This is a genomic window from Rhodococcus tukisamuensis NBRC 100609 (genome assembly GCF_001894985.1).
Taxonomy (GTDB): Bacteria; Actinomycetota; Actinomycetes; order Mycobacteriales; family Mycobacteriaceae; genus Rhodococcus_G; species Rhodococcus_G tukisamuensis.
This window is the reverse complement of sequence record NZ_BCXG01000004.1, coordinates 306,176-324,044: the sequence shown is the minus strand read 5'-3', so window position 1 is coordinate 324,044 and position 17,869 is coordinate 306,176. Positions and strand designations below refer to the sequence as shown.

The window sequence follows — 17,869 nt, the reverse complement described above, 5'->3', positions numbered from 1 at the left end:
GGCCGCCGACGCGTCCTCCCGGGATTCGTCCCGGCGGGTGCACACTCGGCAGACCACACTGCCGACCGCGGTCGGCCTGGTTCGGTGGCGGCGCCGCTGTGGTGCGCGGATACTGACGACAGCCGCCGCGGCGGGGCCGCAGATGCGGCTCTCGTGGCTACCTCGAACAGGGGGAGTGGACATGAGCACCGATCCCAGAGACTCCGAACCCGCCGGCGGCGAACCGCTGGTACCGGTGACGGCGCAGACGGAGGCCGAGCTCGCACGGGCGGCGGCGCACAGCGCGCACAACTACGACCCGCTGCCGGTGGTGCTGGAGTCTGCGCAGGGCGTGTGGGCGCGCGGCATCGACGGCGTCGACTACCTGGACCTGCTCGCCGGCTACTCCGCGCTCAACTTCGGCCATGCACACCCCCGTCTTGTCGAGGTCGCACGTTCTCAACTCGGTCGCCTCGCACTCACGAGCCGGGCCTTTCAGCATTCCTTGTTCGCCGATTTCTGTGAGGCCGTCAGCGGGCTGTGCGGAAAGGAGGCGGTGCTGCCGATGAACACCGGTGCGGAGGCCGTCGAGACCGCGTTGAAACTGGCCCGGCGCTGGGGATACGACGTGAAGGGTGTGCCGCCGGACCAGGCGGAGATCATCACCTGCGCCGGCAACTTCCACGGCCGGACCATCGCCATCGTCGGGTTCTCCACCGACCCGGACGCACACGACGGGTTCGGGCCGTACCCGCCGGGTTTCCGCACCGTCGAGTACGGGGACGCGGCGGCGATGGCGGCGGCGGTCACACCGAACACCGTGGCGGTGCTGGTCGAGCCGATCCAGGGCGAGGCCGGGGTGCTGGTCCCGCCGGACGGTTACCTCCGCGCGGTCCGGGAACTGTGCGACGAGCACTCGATGCTGATGCTGGCCGACGAGATCCAGAGCGGCCTCGGTCGGACCGGAGAAACCTTCGCCTGCGATCACGAGGACGTCGTGCCCGACGTGTACATCCTGGGCAAGGCGCTCGGCGGCGGTCTGGTCCCGGTCTCCGCGGTGGTCGCCGACTGGCCGGTGCTGCGCGTCATAGGGCCGGGTCAGCACGGCAGCACCTTCGGCGGCAACCCGCTGGCCTGCGCCGTGGCCGTGGAAGTGGTCCGGATGCTCGGGACGGGCGAGTACCAGCGCCGCAGCCGCGAACTCGGTGCGCACCTGCACACCCTGCTCGGGGCGCTGCCGTCCGACCGGGTGACGGCGGTGCGCGGTCGCGGACTGTGGGCGGGGGTGCAACTGGCCGCGGGGCAGCCGCCCGCCCGGGTGATCTGCGAACGCCTGCTGGCTCGCCGGATCCTGGCCAAGGACGCGCACGAGGGGACGATCCGGCTGGCGCCGCCGCTCGTGGTCGAGCGTGACGAGATCACCTGGGCGGTAGCGCAACTGACAGATGCGCTGAGCTGACGTGGTCGCGTCGGTGGTGACCGCCTTCGTCGCCGGCCCCGACGCCGTGGGGGTGTTTGCGCGGGGAGCGGTGCGGGACCGGGCGGCGCCGTCGGTGCGGTGACTCCGGAGCCAGCTTTTGACCAGGCCCTGACCTGGGCGGTAAGGTACGCAGTCGGCGTGCGTTACGGCGTGGCATTCACGTGCCGCCCGTATCACGGGTTCCTGGGTCTCCACTGGCCGCCGGGAACATCCGCACCGTGCGCGTTGGCCAGCAGCTACACGATATGACGAGGAAGTTCTGTGTCTACGTACACCCCGAAGGCCGGAGATGTGACCCGCACGTGGCACGTCATCGACGCCACTGACGTGGTGCTCGGCCGCCTTGCCGTCCAGGCAGCGAATCTGCTGCGCGGCAAGCACAAGCCCACCTTTGCACCGCACATCGACGGCGGCGACTTCGTCGTCATCATCAATGCGGACAAGGTTGCCATCAGCGGTAACAAGCGCGACGGCAAGCTCCTGTACAACCACTCCGGTTACCCCGGTGGTCTGAAGTCGCGGACCGTCGGAGAGGTTCTGGAGCGGACCCCGGACCGTCTCGTGGAGAAGGCCGTCACCGGCATGCTCCCCAAGAACAAGCTGGGCCGCGCCATCGCCGGCAAGCTGAAGGTCTACGCAGGCCCGACCCACCCCCACACCGCGCAGCAGCCGGTTCCGTTCGAGATCAAGCAGGTGGCCCAGTGACCGCGCCGGAAGAGCAGAACGTGTCGAACGACGAGGTCATCGTCGAGGAGACCGTCGTGGAGGAGTTCGCCTCCGCGGACCAGCCCGAGATCGTCGAGGAGTTCGAGGTCGAGGCCGTCGCGCCCGCCCCGATCTACATCGACCGTCCCGTGCAGACCGTCGGCCGTCGTAAGGAGGCTGTCGTCCGCGTCCGCCTCACCCCCGGCACCGGCGAGTTCAAGCTGAACGGCCGCACCATGGAGGACTACTTCCCCAACAAGGTGCACCAGCAGCTGATCAAGGCTCCGCTCGTCACCGTTGAGCGCGCCGAGTCCTTCGACATCGTCGCCCTGCTGCACGGCGGCGGACCGTCCGGACAGGCAGGCGCCCTGCGTCTGGCCATCGCCCGGGCCCTGATCGAGGTCACTCCTGAGGACCGCCCCGCTCTCAAGAGCGCCGGCTTCCTCACCCGTGACGCCCGCGCCGTCGAGCGCAAGAAGTACGGCCTGAAGAAGGCCCGTAAGGCATCTCAGTACTCCAAGCGCTGATGTGTCGCCGGCGCCGCCCTCCGGGGTTGGTGCCGGCACCTGTTCACCAACAAGAGCAGGCGTCCAGCAGTACCGGACGCCTGCTCTTGTCGTAGGTACTCAAAGGGGTCTGATTCATGGGTCGGTTGTTCGGGACGGACGGCGTTCGCGGTCTTGCCAACGCGGAGCTGAGCGTCGAGCTCGCACTTCGTATTGCGGGTGCTGCCGCGTCGGTGCTGGCGCTCTCGGAGCGAGGCGCGCCGAGACCGACCGCCGTCGTCGGCCGAGACCCCAGGGCCAGCGGCGAGATGCTCGAGGCCGCGGTCACCGCGGGCCTCACGGCCGCGGGAGTCGACGTGATCAGTGTCGGCGTGCTGCCGACCCCCGCCGTCGCCTACCTCACCGGCGCCTACGAGGCGTCGCTCGGCGTGATGATCTCCGCCTCGCACAACCCCATGCCGGACAACGGCATCAAGATCTTCGCGGCGGGTGGGCACAAGCTCGACGACGAGTCGGAGGACCGGATCGAGGCGGCCATCGCCGACCACGACCTGATTCCCCGGCCCACCGGCGCCGGCATCGGCCGGGTCCGGGTCGCCGCCGACGCCGCCGAGCGTTACCTCGCCCAGCTGGCCCGCGGCAACAGCCATCGGCTGGACGGACTCACCGTGGTGGTGGACTGCGCCAACGGGGCCGCGTCGGTAGTCGGACCGAAGGCCTACCGGGCCGCCGGAGCCACGGTGATCGAGATCTACGCAGACCCCGACGGACTGAACATCAACGACGGCTGCGGTTCGACGCACCTCGACGTCCTGCAGGCCGCGGTCGTCGAGCACGGCGCCGACCTCGGGCTCGCGCACGACGGCGACGCGGATCGATGCCTCGCGGTCGACGCCACCGGCGCGATCGTCGACGGTGACGCGATCATGACCGTCCTGGCACTGGCGATGCGGGACTCCGGCGAGCTGGTCGACAACACCCTCGTCGCCACGGTGATGAGCAACCTGGGCCTGCACATCGCGATGCGCGAGGCGGGCATCGAGGTCCGCACCACCGCGGTCGGCGACCGGTACGTGCTCGAGGAACTGCGCAACGGCTCCTACAGCCTCGGAGGCGAGCAGTCCGGACACGTCGTGCTGCCCAGTTTCGGCACCACCGGCGACGGCGTGCTCACCGGTCTGCGGCTGATGGGCCGGATGGCGGAGACCTCCAAGACTCTGGCCGAACTGGCCGCGGTGATGGTCACCCTCCCGCAGGTGCTGGTGAACGTGAAGGTCAGCGACAAGGCCGCGGTCGCCACCGCGCCCTCCGTGCTGGCGGCGGTCGCCGAGGCGGAGCAGATCCTCGGCGAGGCGGGCCGGGTGCTGTTGCGGCCGTCGGGCACCGAGCAGCTGGTGCGGGTGATGGTGGAGGCGGCCGAGATCGAGGTGGCGCGCAAGCTCGCCGCCGACCTCGCGGGCCACGTCGCGTCGGTCTGACCCTCGTCAGTTTCCGACCGATTCTCGCGTTCTCACCCGCGTCCACAGTGCGGCGGAACCGATTGAGCCGCCGCCGCGTCTGACTCAGTGACGGGTGCATTCCGCGAGGGGGCTCAGTGGGTGAGGACGACAGCGGGGTGGGCGAGTGCCTCGAGTTGGACGCGGCGGGGCTGCGAACCGTGGCCAACGGGTTGCGGGACTCTGCCACGGCCGTGAGTGCGGCGGCGACGGCGATCAGAGGCCGCGGCCTCGACGGCCTGGCCCGACGCATTCAGGCCCTCGCGGACGCGACGTCGGAGGACGCGCGTCGGCTGGCCGTGACCGTGGACCGCTACGTCCGTCAGGACGCCGAGAACGCCCGACTCCTCGACGGCGGGACCTCGCTGGGCGGGGAACGCCGGTGACCACCGGGGCCGGTTCCTGGGTCCGCGGCGACGGGTACTTCGCGGAATTCCTCCCGCGTGCGGAGGCGGGCGTCACCTGCGATCAGTTGCGGGCGCGGGCGTCCGGGTGGGGCACGGACCTCGCGGACCGAGAGGCGGACGCGGACGCGGTCGGCGTCGCCCTCCAGGTGCTCCGTGCGGAATGCACGAGACAGGAGGACCTGGTCCGTCACCTCGCGGACGGCTGGACGGGCGAGGCCGCCGACGCGGCCCGCGAGCGGATCGGCGCGCACTTGGGCAGGGCCCGGGAGGAATGCGCACGGGTTGCCGCCGTGCACGAGGCGATGACGGACGCAGTCCGCGTCGCCCGGACCGCACTCGACGCCGCGTCCGAGGTTGCCGCCGGCTTCGACGCACCCCTTGTCGCCGGGCACACCCCGGCCGAGGTGGACCTGATGATCACTCGCACGGCCGACGCAGGCGCATCGTGGCTGCGCGAAGTGCTTGTCCCACACGTGCAGTCGCAGGCCGCCGCGTTCCTCGCGCTCTGCGACGCGACGACGCGGGCGGTCGAGGGGGCACGGCACCTGCTCACGGATGCGCTGGACCGGATCGATGCCGACCCCGTCGCCGCCGACGTCGGTGTGGAACCGGCAATCGACCCGCCGGCGAGCGGGCCGGCGGACACTCACGGGGGCGGGGAGGACACAGAGGGCGGGGAGGACACCGAGGGCGGGGAGGACGCAGGGGGCTGGGTGCTCGACACCCGGGTGGCCGAACCCGCGTCGGCTGGACCCGAGCCGGAACCGCCGGAGCAGGCGTCGGGCTCGGAGCAGGGACAGGGGTTGGAGCAGGCGCAGGTGCAGCCTGGACCCGGACCCGTTCGGTCCGGCCTCGACCCGGAATCGCCGCAACCCGACACCGAGTCCGCCGCTCGGCCGTTGGCCGCGGAACCGGCCGGCGGTGACTCGGGTGCCGACCTGGCCGAAGCCGGGCCGCTGTGACGAGCCGGCACGCGGCGGACCGGCTGCTGGCCGAGCATGCCGCCGCGCTGGACGACGTCCGGGCCAGGATTGCCGCGGCAGACCGCGCGGCGGCGCTGCGTGCACACCAATTGCGTTGTGGGACACCAGTGGAACCGTCATTCGCGCAGGCCGGTCCGTCGGCGGGACGAGTGCTCCGGCGCGCCGACGAGTCCCGCGAGCGGGACCAGACCGACGCCGAGGCGGCGGCGACCCCCGGTGCACCCGAACCAGAGGCGGACCGCGTCGAGGCCTACCGGCTGAAGAGCTGGCTGGTGTGATCCGTCGGGGCGGTCGGGTCCACGGCGTGGGTGCCGGGCAGCTGCGCGCCGGGCAGCGCGTACGGCTCGTACTCCGTCTCGCCGAGCAGGTGGTAGAGCAGGTAGCCGGTGAGCAGGGCACGGGTCGTCTTCTGCGTCTTGCGTTCGGAACCGCCGAGCCCCAGCGCGCCGAACAGGCGCCGGCCCTCGGCCAGTCCGCCCGCGGACGCGCCGTCCACGGTGCGCAGGATGGCCTGCCCGTCCCAGGCGGTCGCCAGGGACTTCGCGTTGCAGTTCATCGACTCGAGGTCGTCGGCGCCCGCGACGATCAGGCCGGGCGCGGCGATCTTGGCCGCGGACCGTTCGGCGGGCGGGGCGGTCGGTGCCGGGAACAGCGCGGCCACCGCGGCGGCCGGGCCGTGTGTCGCGGCGGCGAGCACCGCGGCACCGGCACCCATCCCGTGACCGGCGAAGGCGATCTTGGTGGGGTCGACGCTGATCTTCCCCGGGCCCAGTCGCACACCGACACAGATGTCGATCGCGGTGCGCAGGTCCGAGGCGAGCGCGACGTGAGAGGGGACCGGCGAACGCTGGGTGTCCGGGGCGGCGACGACGAGGCCCCAGGAAGCCAGGTGCGTGAGCGTCTCCTGGTACCGGTCGACGCCGGTCATCCAGCCGTGGGCGAAGGCCACCGCCGGCATCGAGAACCCCGATGCGGGCGTGAACACCACGCCGGGTTGACCGGCCAACGAGAGGTCGCCGCGCAGCACCCGGTGCGGACCGCGCTTAGATAGACGGGAGGCCAGGGTCTTCGGAGTCGGCGCCACGGTGATGACCGTATCCGATCCCGCAGCCGATTCTCGAAGCAACTTCGGGCGGCCGAGGTCGAGTCGTCAGCAGAGCAGGGGGAACGAACAGTGTTCGGCATTGCGGTACCGACGTCCCGGAGCGTGGCACGCGCGGTCGAGAACGTCCGCGCGCGAATCACCTCGGACGGGCTGGCCGACCTGCGGCCGACGCCGTCGGAGGTGGTCGACGCCAACCCCGACCGCACGGTGCGCCGCTTCCGCTCGACCCGCAGGGAGGCCACCGGCGCGCCGGTGCTGCTCGTCACCCCGCTGGCGGCCCCCGCGGTGGCCTTCGACCTGCGCCGCGGGTGCAGCGTCGTCGAGTACCTGCAAGAGACCGGCCGCGACGTCTACGTGGTGGACTACGGGCCGGTGAACTTCGCCGACCGTGCCCGTGGATTCGAGCACTGGGTCGACGACGTGGTGCCGGACGCGGTGCGGGTGGTCAGCGCCGACGGCGGCGGCCGCAGTGTGCACCTGGCCGGATGGTCGCTCGGCGGGATCTTCGCGGTCTACGCCGCGGCCGCGCACCCCGAGTTGCCGCTGCAGTCGTTGACGCCGATCGCCAGCCCCTTCGATCTTCGGCGGGTGCCGTTGTTCGCGACGCTGCGCCCGCTGGACCGGGTGTTCGGCCCGTACACCGTCGCGCCGTTCTACCGGTTGCTCGGCACCATTCCGGCGCCGCTGACCAGCCTCGGTTTCAAGGCGGCCAGCATCGACAAGTACCTCACCCGGCCGTTTGCCGTCCTGGCGAACCTCGACGACCGGGACCACCTGGAGCAGATCGAGGCCGTCGACCGGTTCATGGACAACATGTACGCCTACCCGGGGCGGACCTTCGGGCAGCTCTACCACGTGGTGATGCGCTCGAACGAGTTCGCGACCGGGCACATGCAGATCGCCGGCCGGCGGGTGAGCCTCGGCGACATCGACGTGCCGGTGATGGTGGTCGCGGGCAGTGGCGACGTTCTGGCGCCGGAGCCCGCGGTGCGCCACCTCACGGAACTGTTGGACGGTTCACCGAGAGTTCGCTACGGGGCGTTTCCGGGTGGGCACCTCGGTGTGCTCACAGGTCGGGCGGCGCGGGAGACCATGTGGCCCGCATTTGCCGACTTCCTCGCCGAGTGCGACCCGGACTGACGGATCGCCCGACGGATCGGCGGCAAGTCCTGGTGGCCGGACCTGCCGGTCGGCGTGGGCTCGCAGCCCCAGTACGCTGGGTAACCATGTGCGGAATCGTGGGATACGTCGGCCACCGCCAGGCGCTGGGCGTCGTGGTGGAGGCGCTGCGCCGAATGGAGTACCGCGGCTACGACTCGGCCGGGATCGCGGTGCTGGACGGCGCCGGCGGACTTGCCGTCGAGCGCAAGGCCGGCAAGCTCGCCAACCTCGAGGCGGAGCTCGCCGAGACCGGCACCGACCGCTTTGTCGGCAGCACGGGCATCGGGCACACCCGGTGGGCCACCCACGGCCGGCCGACCGACCGCAACGCGCACCCGCACCTCGACGCGACCGGCAAGGTCGCGGTCGTCCACAACGGCATCATCGAGAACTTCGCGCCGCTGCGCGCCGAGCTCGAGCAGGCCGGCATCGACTTCGCGTCGGACACCGACTCCGAGGTCACCGTGCACCTCGTCGCCCGCGCCTACGCGGAGGGGCCGACGGCCGGCGACTTCATCGCCAGTGCGCAGCAGGTCGTGCGTCGGCTCGAGGGGGCCTTCACCCTGGTCTTCACGCACGCCGACCACCCCGAGACGATCGTCGCCGCCCGTCGCTCCACCCCGTTGGTGGTGGGCGTCGGCGAGGGCGAGATGTTCCTCGGCTCGGACGTCGCTGCGTTCATCGAGCACACGCGCGACGCCATCGAGCTCGGTCAGGACCAGGTGGTGGTGATCACCGCCGACGGCTACACGATCAGCGACTTCGCCGGCAACGAGGCGCAGGGCCGCCCGTTCCGCATCGACTGGGACCTCGCCGCCGCCGAGAAGGGCGGCCACGACTACTTCATGCTCAAGGAGATCGAGGAGCAGCCGACCGCGGTGGCCGACACCCTCCTCGGCCACTTCGCGGACGGCAAGATCGTCCTCGACGAGCAGCGCCTGTCCGACCAGGAGCTGCGCGACGTGGACAAGGTCTTCGTCGTCGCCTGCGGCAGCGCGTACCACTCCGGACTGCTCGCCAAGTACGCGATCGAACACTGGACCCGGCTGCCCGTCGAGGTGGAGCTCGCCAGCGAGTTCCGTTACCGCGACCCGGTGCTCGACCGCTCGACGCTGGTGGTGGCGATCTCCCAGTCCGGCGAGACCGCGGACACGCTCGAGGCGGTCAAGCACGCCAAGGACCAGAAGGCGCGGGTGCTGGCCATCTGCAACACCAACGGCGCGCAGATCCCCCGCGAGGCCGACGCCGTCCTCTACACCCGGGCCGGTCCGGAGATCGCGGTCGCGTCGACCAAGGCGTTCCTGGCGCAGGTGACCGCGAACTACCTCGTGGGCCTGGCGCTGGCGCAGGCTCGTGGCACCAAGTACCCGGACGAGGTGGCCCGGGAGTACGCGGATCTCGAGGCCATGCCCGCGCTGGTGGCCCGCGTCCTGGAGACGGCCGAGCCGGTTCGGGCCCTGGCCCGTGAGTTTGCCGACGCCCGGACCGTGCTGTTCCTGGGCAGGCACGTCGGGTACCCGGTGGCACTCGAGGGTGCGCTCAAGCTCAAGGAGTTGGCGTACATGCACGCCGAGGGCTTTGCCGCAGGCGAGCTCAAGCACGGGCCGATCGCGCTGATCGAGGAGGGCCTGCCGGTCATCGTCGTCATGCCCTCGCCCAAGGGGCGCGCGGTACTGCACTCGAAGCTGGTCTCGAACATCCAGGAGATCAAGGCCCGGGGCGCGCGGACGATCGTCATTGCCGAGGAGGGCGACGAGACGGTCCGGGCGCACGCCGACCACCTGATCGAGATCCCGGCGGCGCCGACCCTGCTGCAGCCGCTGCTGTCCACGGTTCCGCTGCAGGTGTTCGCGGCCGAGGTGGCGAAGGTGCGGGGCTACGACGTCGACAAGCCGCGCAACCTCGCGAAGTCCGTCACCGTCGAGTAGACCCGGGCAGGTTCGGTGACCGGCAGGTCACCGAACCGCTCGGTCACTGCACGACGCGATGACTGCACGACCCGGTCACTGCACGACGACGGTGCCCGCCATCCCCGCATGCAGGGTGCAGGTGTACGGGTAGGTGCCGGGCTGGTCGAAGGTGTGGCTGTAACTTCCGCCGGTCATGATGGTGCTCGCGAACCGCGCGGGGGCGCCCGCGGCCGAGGTCACGTTGTGCGCGATGCCACGGTCGTCGAACTTCCAGGTCACCGCCTGTCCCACCCGGATCGTCACGGTGGACGGCTGGAAGCTCATCCCGGAGACGACCACGGTCGGGTCTGCGTTCGAGGCGGACGAGGTCGGTGCCGCCTGGCCGGCGTCGGGTTTGCTTGTGTCGGCGCAGCCGACCACGGCGGAGGCCAGCAGGAGTCCGATTGCCGTGGCGGACCCGAGTCCGCGCATCGAGGGTGCACGCATCGCCCCAGGCTAGACCCGTCGGCGAGGCTGGACCCGTCAACGCACGATGATGGTGCCGCCCATGCTGGCGTGCTCGGAGCAGAAGTACCGGCTCATGCCGACCCGGATGAATTTGTGGCTGTAGACTCCGCTGCTCTGGACGCCGCTCTCGAAGTACTCCTGGGCGTTGGCGTTCGAGACCACGCCGTGCTCGGTGCCCTGGTCGGCGAACACCCACGTCACCGTGTCGCCGGCCCGGATTCGCAGGATCGACGGGTTGAACCGCATGTTGGAGATCGTCACGGTCGCGGATCCGCCCGCGGTCAGCGAGACTTCCGGTGACTCGGTGGTGGCGCATCCCGTGAGCACTGACGTGAGCAACAGACCGGACGCCAAGACGACTCCGAGCGCGTGAATCGAAGGTGCACGCATAGCTTCAGGCTAGACCCCGGACGTCGCCCTGGGAACCGCCCCGCAGCGGGAGCCGATACGGTCGACGGGGCGGACGCCATCTTCTCGAGGAGGTCAGCGATGCGGGACTACTACCCGGCCGAGCAGGTGCGTGCGGCTGAGGCTCCGCTGCTGGCGGCACTGCCCGAGGGCACGTTGATGCGGCGCGCCGCGCACGGTCTCGAACTGGTGGTGGCCTCCGAACTGCGTTCCCGCACAGGGGGAGTGGCGGGCCGCAGGGTGACCCTGCTGGTCGGTTCCGGCGACAACGGCGGCGACGCCCTGTGGGCCGGGGCGATGCTGCGCCGCCGCGGTGTGGCGGTCCGCGCCGTGCTGCTGGACCCGGACCGGGCACACGCGGCGGGGCTGGCCGCCCTGCGCGCCGCGGGCGGCCGGGTGGCACGGGGGTCCGAGGCCGACCTCGGCGATCCCGACCTGGTGCTCGACGGCATCGTGGGACTCTCGGGCCGGGGGCCGTTGCGCCCGCCCGCCGCGGCGCTGGTCCGGCGGGTGGCGGCGCCCATCGTGGCGGTCGACCTGCCGAGCGGGGTGGACCCGGATACCGGGGAGGCTCCCGGGCCGGCGGTGACGGCACAGGTCACGGTCGCCTTCGGCGCGCTCAAGCCGGTGCACGCGCTGGCCGCCGCACACTGCGGCCGGGTCGAACTTGTCGACATCGGACTGGCGCCCGGGGAGGCCTCCGTGCGGGCGTTGACCGCGTCCGAGGTCGGCGCGCGCTGGCCGGTGCCGGGCGCGAGCGACGACAAGTACACGCAAGGCGTCGTCGGCGTGGTGGCGGGCAGCGCCCGCTATCCCGGCGCCGGGGTGCTCTGCGCGGGGGCCGCGGTGACCGCCACCTCCGGGATGGTGCGGTATGCGGGAACTGCTGCCGCGCAAGTGCTTTCCAGGTGGCCCGAGGTGGTTGCGGCCGATTGCGTCGAGGACGCCGGCCGGGTCCAGGCGTGGGTGGTGGGTCCGGGTGCGGGCACCGGCGAGTCCGCCGCGGCGCAGCTGCGCGCCGTCCTCGGCACCGACCTGCCGGTGCTGGTGGATGCCGACGGCCTCACACTCCTGGCGGCCGATCCGGGGCTGGTGGCCGGGCGGTCCGCGCCGACCCTGCTCACGCCGCATGCGGGGGAGTTCGCGAGGCTCGCCGGCGTCGATCCGGCGGCGGACCGGGTGGGGCACACCCGGCGGCTGGCCGCGGACTGGGGCGTCACGGTGCTGCTCAAGGGGCGGTGCACGGTGATCGCGCGTCCGGACGGTCAGGTGCTGCTCAACGACGCGGCCGGTTCGGCTGCTGCCACACCCGGTTCGGGTGACGTGCTGGCCGGCATGGTCGGCGCACTGACGGCGTCGGGCCTGGACCTGGCAATGGCGGCGGCGATGGGGGCGCGGGCGCATTCGCTGGCCGCGAATCTGGCGGCGGGTGAGAGATCGGTCACTGCGGCCCCTATTTCCGCCGGAGCGCTGTTGTCCCAGGTCAGGGCGGCTGTGCGGATTCTTCGCGCCCAACAGGTGCCCAAACCGTGACCTCATGAGGATGTGAAACTATTTGGGGATTCGGTCGAAAATGGCAGGATCGACGGACCATGATTATCCCCGCGAAGCCCAGTGTCGCGGCATACGTCCACGCGGCGGGTGCCGAATTCTCCACCCAGTCAGGGGAGCGGGGTGACCCGCAGGCACAGCCCGCGCCGCAGGCGGAGGCACTGATCGATCTCGACGCCCTCGCACACAACGTGCGGGTGCTGCGCGAACACGCCGGGGACGCCGCGCTGATGGCGGTGGTCAAGGCCGACGGCTACAACCACGGCGCCGTCCGGGTCGCGAAGGCCGCGTTGGCGGCGGGTGCGGCCGAACTCGGTGTCACCACGCTCGACGAGGCGCTGGAATTGCGCGCCGGCGGCATCGATGCGCCGGTGCTGTCCTGGCTGCACACCCCCGACGCCGACTTCGCGCCCGCCATTGCCGCGGGCGTCGAACTCGCGGTGTCCTCGCCGCGGCACCTGGACGCGGTGGTGGCAGCGGCCCGCGCCGTCGGCACCACCGCCGCCGTCTCCATGAAGGTGGACACGGGACTCAACCGCAACGGCGTCTCGCCGACCGAGCTCGCAGACCTGCTCGACGGGCTGGCCCGGGCCGAGGCCGAGGGCGCGACCCGGTTCCGCGGGGTGTTCTCGCACTTCGCCCACGCCGACCAGCCGCACCACCCGGTGATCGACACCCAGGTCGAGGCGCTGCGTCACGCCGTCTCGCAGGCGGCCGCGCTCGGGCTGCGCGCCGAGCGGGTGCACATGTCGAACTCCGCGGCGGTGCTGACCCGGCCGGACCTGTCCTTCGACATGGTGCGCCCCGGCATTGCGCTGTACGGGCTGTCCCCGGTACCCGATCTCGGCGAATTCGGGCTGCGTCCGGTGATGACGTTGCGGGCCCGGGTGGCCCTGGTCAAGAAGGTTGCGGCCGGTTCCGGAGTCTCCTACGGGCACACGTGGGTGGCGGACCAGGACACCACGGTCGCGCTGCTGCCGGTCGGGTACGCCGACGGCATCCCGCGCGCGATCAGCGGGCGTTTCGAGGTGCAGATCGGCGACCGGCGCTACCCGCAGATCGGCAGGGTGTGCATGGATCAGGTCGTCATCGACCTCGGCGCCGACCCCGGTCGGGTGGCCGAGGGCGACGAGGCGATCCTGTTCGGGCCCGGTGACGGCGGCGGTCCGGTCGCCCAGGACTGGGCGGACGCGCTCGACACCATTCACTACGAAGTGGTGACCGGCGTCCGTGGCCGCGTGGTGCGCAGTTATCGCGGCGGTGCAGGGGCGGCCAGGTGAATCCGTTGAAGCGGGCCGGGCTGGCCGGCGGCGCGGTGACGGCGGCGGGGCTCGGTGCGCTGGCCGGCGTCAGCGTCGCCCGTCGCCCGGCGCGGGGCCGTCGGGGCTTCCGCGACCGGTACGCCCGCGAGGACTTCGGGATGATGGAGGCCGACCGGGGCTGCGTCGTGGCGGCCGACGACGGCACCCCGCTCGCGGTGCGCGAGGTCGGGCCGGCCGATGCGCCGGTCACCGTGGTCTTCGTGCACGGCTACTGCCTGCGCATGGAGTCCTGGCACTTCCAGCGCCGTCAGCTCGAACGTCGTTGGGGCGCCGCGGTGCGGATGGTCTTCTACGACCAGCGCGGGCACGGCCGTTCCGGCACCTCGAGCGTCGCGAGCTGCACCATCGGCCAGCTCGGCCGGGACCTCGACGCGGTGTTGCGCGCGGTCGCGCCCGACGGCCCGGTGCTGCTGGTCGGGCACTCGATGGGCGGAATGACGATCCTGGCCCTGGCCCGGCAGCGGCCGGAACTGTTCGACGAACGGGTGATCGGGGTGGGGCTGATCTCCACCGCCGCCGCCGGCCTGAACAAGACCGGGCTGAGCCGTAACCTGCGCAACCCCGTGATCGACGCGTTCCGGTTGGCGGTCCGTACGTCGCCCGGACTGGTCCAGTTCGGCCGGGGCGCGGCCCGCGCGGTGATCTCGCCGATCATGCGCGCGGCCTCGTACGGCACCGACGTCAGCCCGAGCCTGGTGCGGTTCTCGGAGGGCATGCTCAACGACACCTCGGTGACCACCATCGTGAACTTCCTCGAGTCGCTCGAGCTGCACGACGAGTCGGAGGCGCTGCCGGTGGTCGCGACACTGCCCGCATTGGTGCTCTGCGGCGACGCCGACATGGTCATCCCGTTCGCCCAGTCCGAGGCGATGGCCGCCGCGCTGCTGGACTGCGAGCTGGTGCGGGTGGCCTCGGCCGGGCACCTGGTGCAGCTGGAGTTCCCGATGCGAGTCACCGACGCGATCGACCGGCTGTTCGTGCGAGCGATGCGGCAGCAGGACCAGACCGAAAGGAGCGTCGTCGGTGGCTGACCGGACGCAGACCAGCATTGCGCTGCCCACCACCGAGGACACCGAGGCCTTCGGCCGTCGGCTGGCGGTCGAGCTCGCCGCCGGGGACCTGGTGGTGCTCGACGGTCCACTCGGCGCGGGCAAGACGGCGTTGGCGCGCGGCATCGCGGCCGGGCTCGGGGTGCAGGGTCGGGTGAGCTCGCCGACGTTCATCATCGCCCGCGAGCACCGGGCGGGTGAGCGCCCCGGCGGCGGCGAGCCGGTGGCCATGGTGCACGTGGACGCCTACCGGCTCGGTCTCGCCGGCGAGGCGGGCTCCGGTGGCGGCGCCCAGACCTTCGACGAACTCGACGCGCTGGACCTCGACACCGACCTGGCCGGTGCGGTCGTGGTGGTGGAGTGGGGCGAGGGCGTGGTCGAGCACCTCGCTGACCGGCACCTGCTGGTCCGTCTGCGGCGTGAACCGGAGTCCGATGTGCGCACCGCGGAGTGGGGCTGGGTGTCCTAGCTCGGCGGGCAGCGTCGAGACCTGTTCTGACGTGCGGGTATCCTCGGTAATCGTGCTCGTACTCGCCGTCGATACCTCCACTCCGGCCGTGACCGCGGGGGTGGTTCGCCTCGACGGCGACACCCCGCACGCGCTGGCCACCCGAATCACGGTCAACGCCCGTGCCCACGCGGAGGTGTTGACGCCGCACATCCTGGAGTGTCTGGCCGAGGCCGGTCACGTCCCCGCGGACCTGGACGCCGTGGTCGTCGGTGCCGGGCCCGGCCCGTTCACCGGGCTGCGGGTGGGGATGGCCACGGCGGCCGCCTTCGCCGACGCCCTGGGCATCCCCGTGCACGGGGTCTGCAGCCTCGACGCCATCGCCTCGGAAGCCGCGCTCGGCCGGGACCTGTTGGTGGTCACCGACGCCCGGCGCCGCGAGGTGTACTGGGCCCGGTACTCCGCGGGCGCGCGGGTGGAGGGTCCTGCGGTGAACAAGCCCGCCGACCTCGACCCGATGCCGTCGGCCGCCGTGGCCGGGTCCGCCCGGCACGTGGACCTGTTCGACCTGCCCGTCGAGCCGGTGGAGACGCCGTCGCCTGCCGCCCTCGTTCGCGTCGCCGCGGCCGCGTTGAACTCCGATGCAGAGCCGGAACCTCTTGTGCCGCTTTACCTTCGTCGTCCCGACGCGGTTGAGATGGCGGATCGCAAGAAATGAGCGCGCGTATTGTCGCGATGACGGTGGCCGACGCCGCGCGGTGCGCCGAACTGGAGGAGGCGCTCTTCCCCGGCGACGGACCGTGGAGCGCCGACGCGTTTCGCGCCGAACTGGCCCAGCCCCACAACCGCTACTTCGTGGCGCGCGACGACGCGGGCACGACACTCGGGTACGCCGGAATCGCGCTGCTGGGTACCGCGTCCGACCCGGAGGCCGAGGTGCACACCATCGGCGTCGACCCCGCCCGCCAGGGCCACGGGATCGGCTCGCTGCTGCTCGCGGCGTTGCTGCGGGAGGCCGACGCGCACGGCGGACCGGTGTTCCTCGAGGTGCGTACCGACAACGAACCCGCGATCGGGCTGTACCGGCGCGAGGGCTTCGAGAGCGTCGGGATCCGCCGAAACTACTACCAGCCCAGCGGCGCCGACGCGTACACCATGCGTCGGGCCGGGGCGAGCGAAGCGACGGGGGATGTCACTGTGGCGAGCGAAGCGACGGGGGATGTCACCGTGGACGGACAGCCGGAGGGCGAACGAGCATGATCGTGATGGGCATCGAGAGTTCCTGCGACGAAACGGGAGTCGGCATCGTCCGCTGGCGCCCGGACGGCACCTGCGAGCTGCTCGCGGACGAGGTGGCCTCCAGCGTCGACCAGCACGCGCGGTACGGCGGCGTGGTGCCCGAGGTGGCCTCGCGCGCGCACCTCGAGGCGATCGTGCCGACCATGCGTCGTGCCCTGGCGCAGGCCGGCATCGCCAAGCCCGACGCCCTGGCCGTCACCATCGGCCCCGGGCTCGCGGGCGCGCTGCTCGTCGGTGCGGCCGCGGCGAAGGCGTACGCGGCGGCGTGGGACGTGCCCTTCTACGCGCTCAACCACCTCGGCGGCCACGTCGCCGTGGACACCCTCGAACACGGGCCGATGCCGCCGTGCGTGGCGCTGCTCGTCTCCGGTGGGCACACCCACCTGCTGCACGTGGAGGACCTGGCCAAGCCGATCACCGAACTCGGCACCACGGTCGACGACGCGGCGGGGGAGGCCTTCGACAAGGTGGCGCGCCTGCTCGGCCTCGGGTTCCCGGGCGGTCCGGCCCTGGACGCGGCGGCACAGGCGGGGGACCCGAAGGCGATCGCCTTTCCCCGCGGGATGACCGGCCCGCGCGACGCCCGCAACGATTTCTCGTTCTCGGGTCTCAAGACGGCGGTCGCGCGGTACGTCGAGTCCCGCGAGCGGGCCGGCGAACCGCTGTCGATCCCCGACATCGCCGCGAGCTTCCAGGAGGCGGTGGCCGACGTGCTCACCATGAAGGCGGTCCGCGCGGCCACCGACATCGGGGTGGACACCCTGGTCCTCGGCGGCGGTGCGACGGCCAACTCGCGGATCCGCTCGATGGCGGAGGAGCGCTGCGCGGCGGCCGGTTTGACGCTTCGCATCCCGAAGCCGCGGCTGTGCACCGACAATGGGGTGATGATTGCCGCACTGGGTGCCCACGTGATTGCCGGGGGCGCAAGTCCGTCCCCGTTGAACGTCGCCACCGACCCCGGACTGTCCGTGACGGTGAGCCAGTCGCGGGACCGGGGCGATGCAAACTGAGCGCTTCGAGGCCCTGCCGAAGGCGGAGCGCCGCAGGCTGATCCGCCGGGCGGTGGTGCGTCCGGCGGGCACCGCGGTGTTGCTGTTGGTGGCGTACTTCGCGGTGCCGATGACCGACCTGCAGTCGGCGTCGGCCTTCGCCGGACTGGTGTTCGGCCTGACGGCGGTGACGGTGCTGTGCGTCTGGCAGATCCGGAAGATCGTGCGGGCGCAGTATCCCGCGCTGCAGGGGGTCGAGGCCCTCGCGCTGACCCTGCCCGCGTACCTGCTGTCCTTCGCCACGCTGTACTACCTGATGTCGGTGGACGCGCCCGGCGACTTCAACGAACCGTTGTCGAGGATCGACTCTCTGTACTTCACGCTGGTGTGCTTCTCGACCGTGGGCTTCGGGGACATCGCCGCCGAGAGTGAGGTCGCCCGGGCCGTCGTGTCGGTGCAGATCGTGGGAAATCTGATCCTGATCGCGGTCGGTGTCCGCATCATCACCGCCGCGGTCCGCCGCGGCCAGGCCCGCCGGCAGCAGGCGAGCGACTGACGCCGCCG

The 17,869-nt window shown here is 71.7% G+C and carries 20 protein-coding genes; 17 read left to right on the top strand and 3 right to left on the bottom strand.

The features are described 5' to 3' along the window. Positions 1-181: 181 nt before the first annotated feature. The 7 genes from rocD (at position 182) to RT2_RS06895 (ending at position 5,834) form a co-directional block, all read left to right on the top strand. Complete coding sequence (gene rocD / locus RT2_RS06925; protein ID WP_072843779.1) at positions 182-1,438, top strand: ornithine--oxo-acid transaminase; 1,257 nt, start codon at positions 182-184, stop codon at positions 1,436-1,438. Between the two features lie 282 nt (positions 1,439-1,720). After that, positions 1,721-2,164, top strand: coding sequence for a 50S ribosomal protein L13 (gene rplM / locus RT2_RS06920; RefSeq protein ID WP_072843778.1), 444 nt, complete (start codon positions 1,721-1,723; stop codon positions 2,162-2,164). Continuing rightward, positions 2,161-2,691, top strand: a complete 531-nt coding sequence (gene rpsI / locus RT2_RS06915) for a 30S ribosomal protein S9 (protein WP_072843777.1) — start codon at positions 2,161-2,163, stop codon at positions 2,689-2,691. Before rplM ends, rpsI begins: the two co-directional genes overlap by 4 nt. A gap of 116 nt (positions 2,692-2,807) precedes the next feature. Further along, positions 2,808-4,148, top strand: a complete 1,341-nt coding sequence (gene glmM / locus RT2_RS06910) for a phosphoglucosamine mutase (RefSeq protein ID WP_072843776.1) — start codon at positions 2,808-2,810, stop codon at positions 4,146-4,148. Between the two features lie 116 nt (positions 4,149-4,264). Continuing rightward, on the top strand, positions 4,265-4,552 hold the full coding sequence (locus RT2_RS06905; RefSeq protein ID WP_072843775.1) for a hypothetical protein: 288 nt from the start codon (positions 4,265-4,267) through the stop codon (positions 4,550-4,552). Next, entirely contained in the window at positions 4,549-5,535 is a 987-nt protein-coding gene (locus tag RT2_RS06900) for a hypothetical protein (RefSeq protein WP_072843774.1), read from the top strand. The genes RT2_RS06905 and RT2_RS06900 overlap by 4 nt, the downstream gene beginning before the upstream one ends. Then, on the top strand, positions 5,532-5,834 hold the full coding sequence (locus RT2_RS06895) for a hypothetical protein (protein ID WP_072843773.1): 303 nt from the start codon (positions 5,532-5,534) through the stop codon (positions 5,832-5,834). Before RT2_RS06900 ends, RT2_RS06895 begins: the two co-directional genes overlap by 4 nt. Here the strand turns inward: RT2_RS06895 and RT2_RS06890 are convergent. Next, complete coding sequence (locus tag RT2_RS06890) at positions 5,807-6,640, bottom strand: poly(ethylene terephthalate) hydrolase family protein (RefSeq protein ID WP_072843772.1); 834 nt, start codon at positions 6,638-6,640, stop codon at positions 5,807-5,809. The genes RT2_RS06895 and RT2_RS06890 overlap by 28 nt on opposite strands. Before the next feature lie 123 nt (positions 6,641-6,763). Here RT2_RS06890 and RT2_RS06885 point away from each other — a divergent pair, with 123 nt between their 5' ends. Continuing rightward, positions 6,764-7,801 carry an alpha/beta fold hydrolase gene (locus tag RT2_RS06885; RefSeq protein ID WP_245709558.1) on the top strand — a complete coding sequence of 346 codons (1,038 nt, stop codon included), beginning with the start codon at positions 6,764-6,766 and terminating at the stop codon, positions 7,799-7,801. 86 nt (positions 7,802-7,887) lie between these two features. Next, positions 7,888-9,750, top strand: coding sequence for a glutamine--fructose-6-phosphate transaminase (isomerizing) (gene glmS / locus RT2_RS06880; protein WP_072843771.1), 1,863 nt, complete (start codon positions 7,888-7,890; stop codon positions 9,748-9,750). A gap of 75 nt (positions 9,751-9,825) precedes the next feature. Here glmS and RT2_RS06875 read toward each other — a convergent pair whose 3' ends face one another. After that, positions 9,826-10,218 (bottom strand): cupredoxin domain-containing protein, encoded by a 393-nt coding sequence (locus tag RT2_RS06875; RefSeq protein WP_083577133.1) that lies wholly within the window; start codon positions 10,216-10,218, stop codon positions 9,826-9,828. Positions 10,219-10,254: 36 nt separating this feature from the next. Next, positions 10,255-10,629 carry a cupredoxin domain-containing protein gene (locus tag RT2_RS06870; protein ID WP_083577131.1) on the bottom strand — a complete coding sequence of 125 codons (375 nt, stop codon included), beginning with the start codon at positions 10,627-10,629 and terminating at the stop codon, positions 10,255-10,257. A gap of 99 nt (positions 10,630-10,728) precedes the next feature. On the opposite strand from RT2_RS06870, the gene RT2_RS06865 reads away from it, so the two are divergent. From RT2_RS06865 to RT2_RS06830, 8 genes are read left to right on the top strand one after another with little or no spacing between them, the layout of a single operon-like run. Further along, on the top strand, positions 10,729-12,180 hold the full coding sequence (locus tag RT2_RS06865) for a bifunctional ADP-dependent NAD(P)H-hydrate dehydratase/NAD(P)H-hydrate epimerase (RefSeq protein ID WP_072843769.1): 1,452 nt from the start codon (positions 10,729-10,731) through the stop codon (positions 12,178-12,180). A 59-nt stretch (positions 12,181-12,239) separates the two neighbouring features. Further along, positions 12,240-13,478: an alanine racemase gene (alr, locus tag RT2_RS06860; RefSeq protein ID WP_083577129.1), complete on the top strand. Its 1,239-nt coding sequence runs from the start codon at positions 12,240-12,242 to the stop codon at positions 13,476-13,478. Beyond that, positions 13,475-14,551, top strand: coding sequence for an alpha/beta fold hydrolase (locus tag RT2_RS06855; RefSeq protein ID WP_072843768.1), 1,077 nt, complete (start codon positions 13,475-13,477; stop codon positions 14,549-14,551). The genes alr and RT2_RS06855 overlap by 4 nt, the downstream gene beginning before the upstream one ends. Continuing rightward, complete coding sequence (gene tsaE / locus RT2_RS06850; protein ID WP_072843767.1) at positions 14,544-15,038, top strand: tRNA (adenosine(37)-N6)-threonylcarbamoyltransferase complex ATPase subunit type 1 TsaE; 495 nt, start codon at positions 14,544-14,546, stop codon at positions 15,036-15,038. Before RT2_RS06855 ends, tsaE begins: the two co-directional genes overlap by 8 nt. A 52-nt stretch (positions 15,039-15,090) precedes the next feature. Continuing rightward, positions 15,091-15,735, top strand: coding sequence for a tRNA (adenosine(37)-N6)-threonylcarbamoyltransferase complex dimerization subunit type 1 TsaB (tsaB, locus tag RT2_RS06845; protein ID WP_072843766.1), 645 nt, complete (start codon positions 15,091-15,093; stop codon positions 15,733-15,735). Continuing rightward, a complete protein-coding gene (gene rimI / locus RT2_RS06840) occupies positions 15,732-16,277 on the top strand; it encodes a ribosomal protein S18-alanine N-acetyltransferase (protein WP_083577127.1) in 546 nt (181 codons plus the stop codon). Before tsaB ends, rimI begins: the two co-directional genes overlap by 4 nt. Continuing rightward, positions 16,274-17,326 carry a tRNA (adenosine(37)-N6)-threonylcarbamoyltransferase complex transferase subunit TsaD gene (gene tsaD / locus RT2_RS06835; protein ID WP_072843765.1) on the top strand — a complete coding sequence of 351 codons (1,053 nt, stop codon included), beginning with the start codon at positions 16,274-16,276 and terminating at the stop codon, positions 17,324-17,326. Before rimI ends, tsaD begins: the two co-directional genes overlap by 4 nt. Then, on the top strand, positions 17,316-17,861 hold the full coding sequence (locus RT2_RS06830) for a potassium channel family protein (protein WP_072843764.1): 546 nt from the start codon (positions 17,316-17,318) through the stop codon (positions 17,859-17,861). Before tsaD ends, RT2_RS06830 begins: the two co-directional genes overlap by 11 nt. Positions 17,862-17,869: the final 8 nt, after the last annotated feature.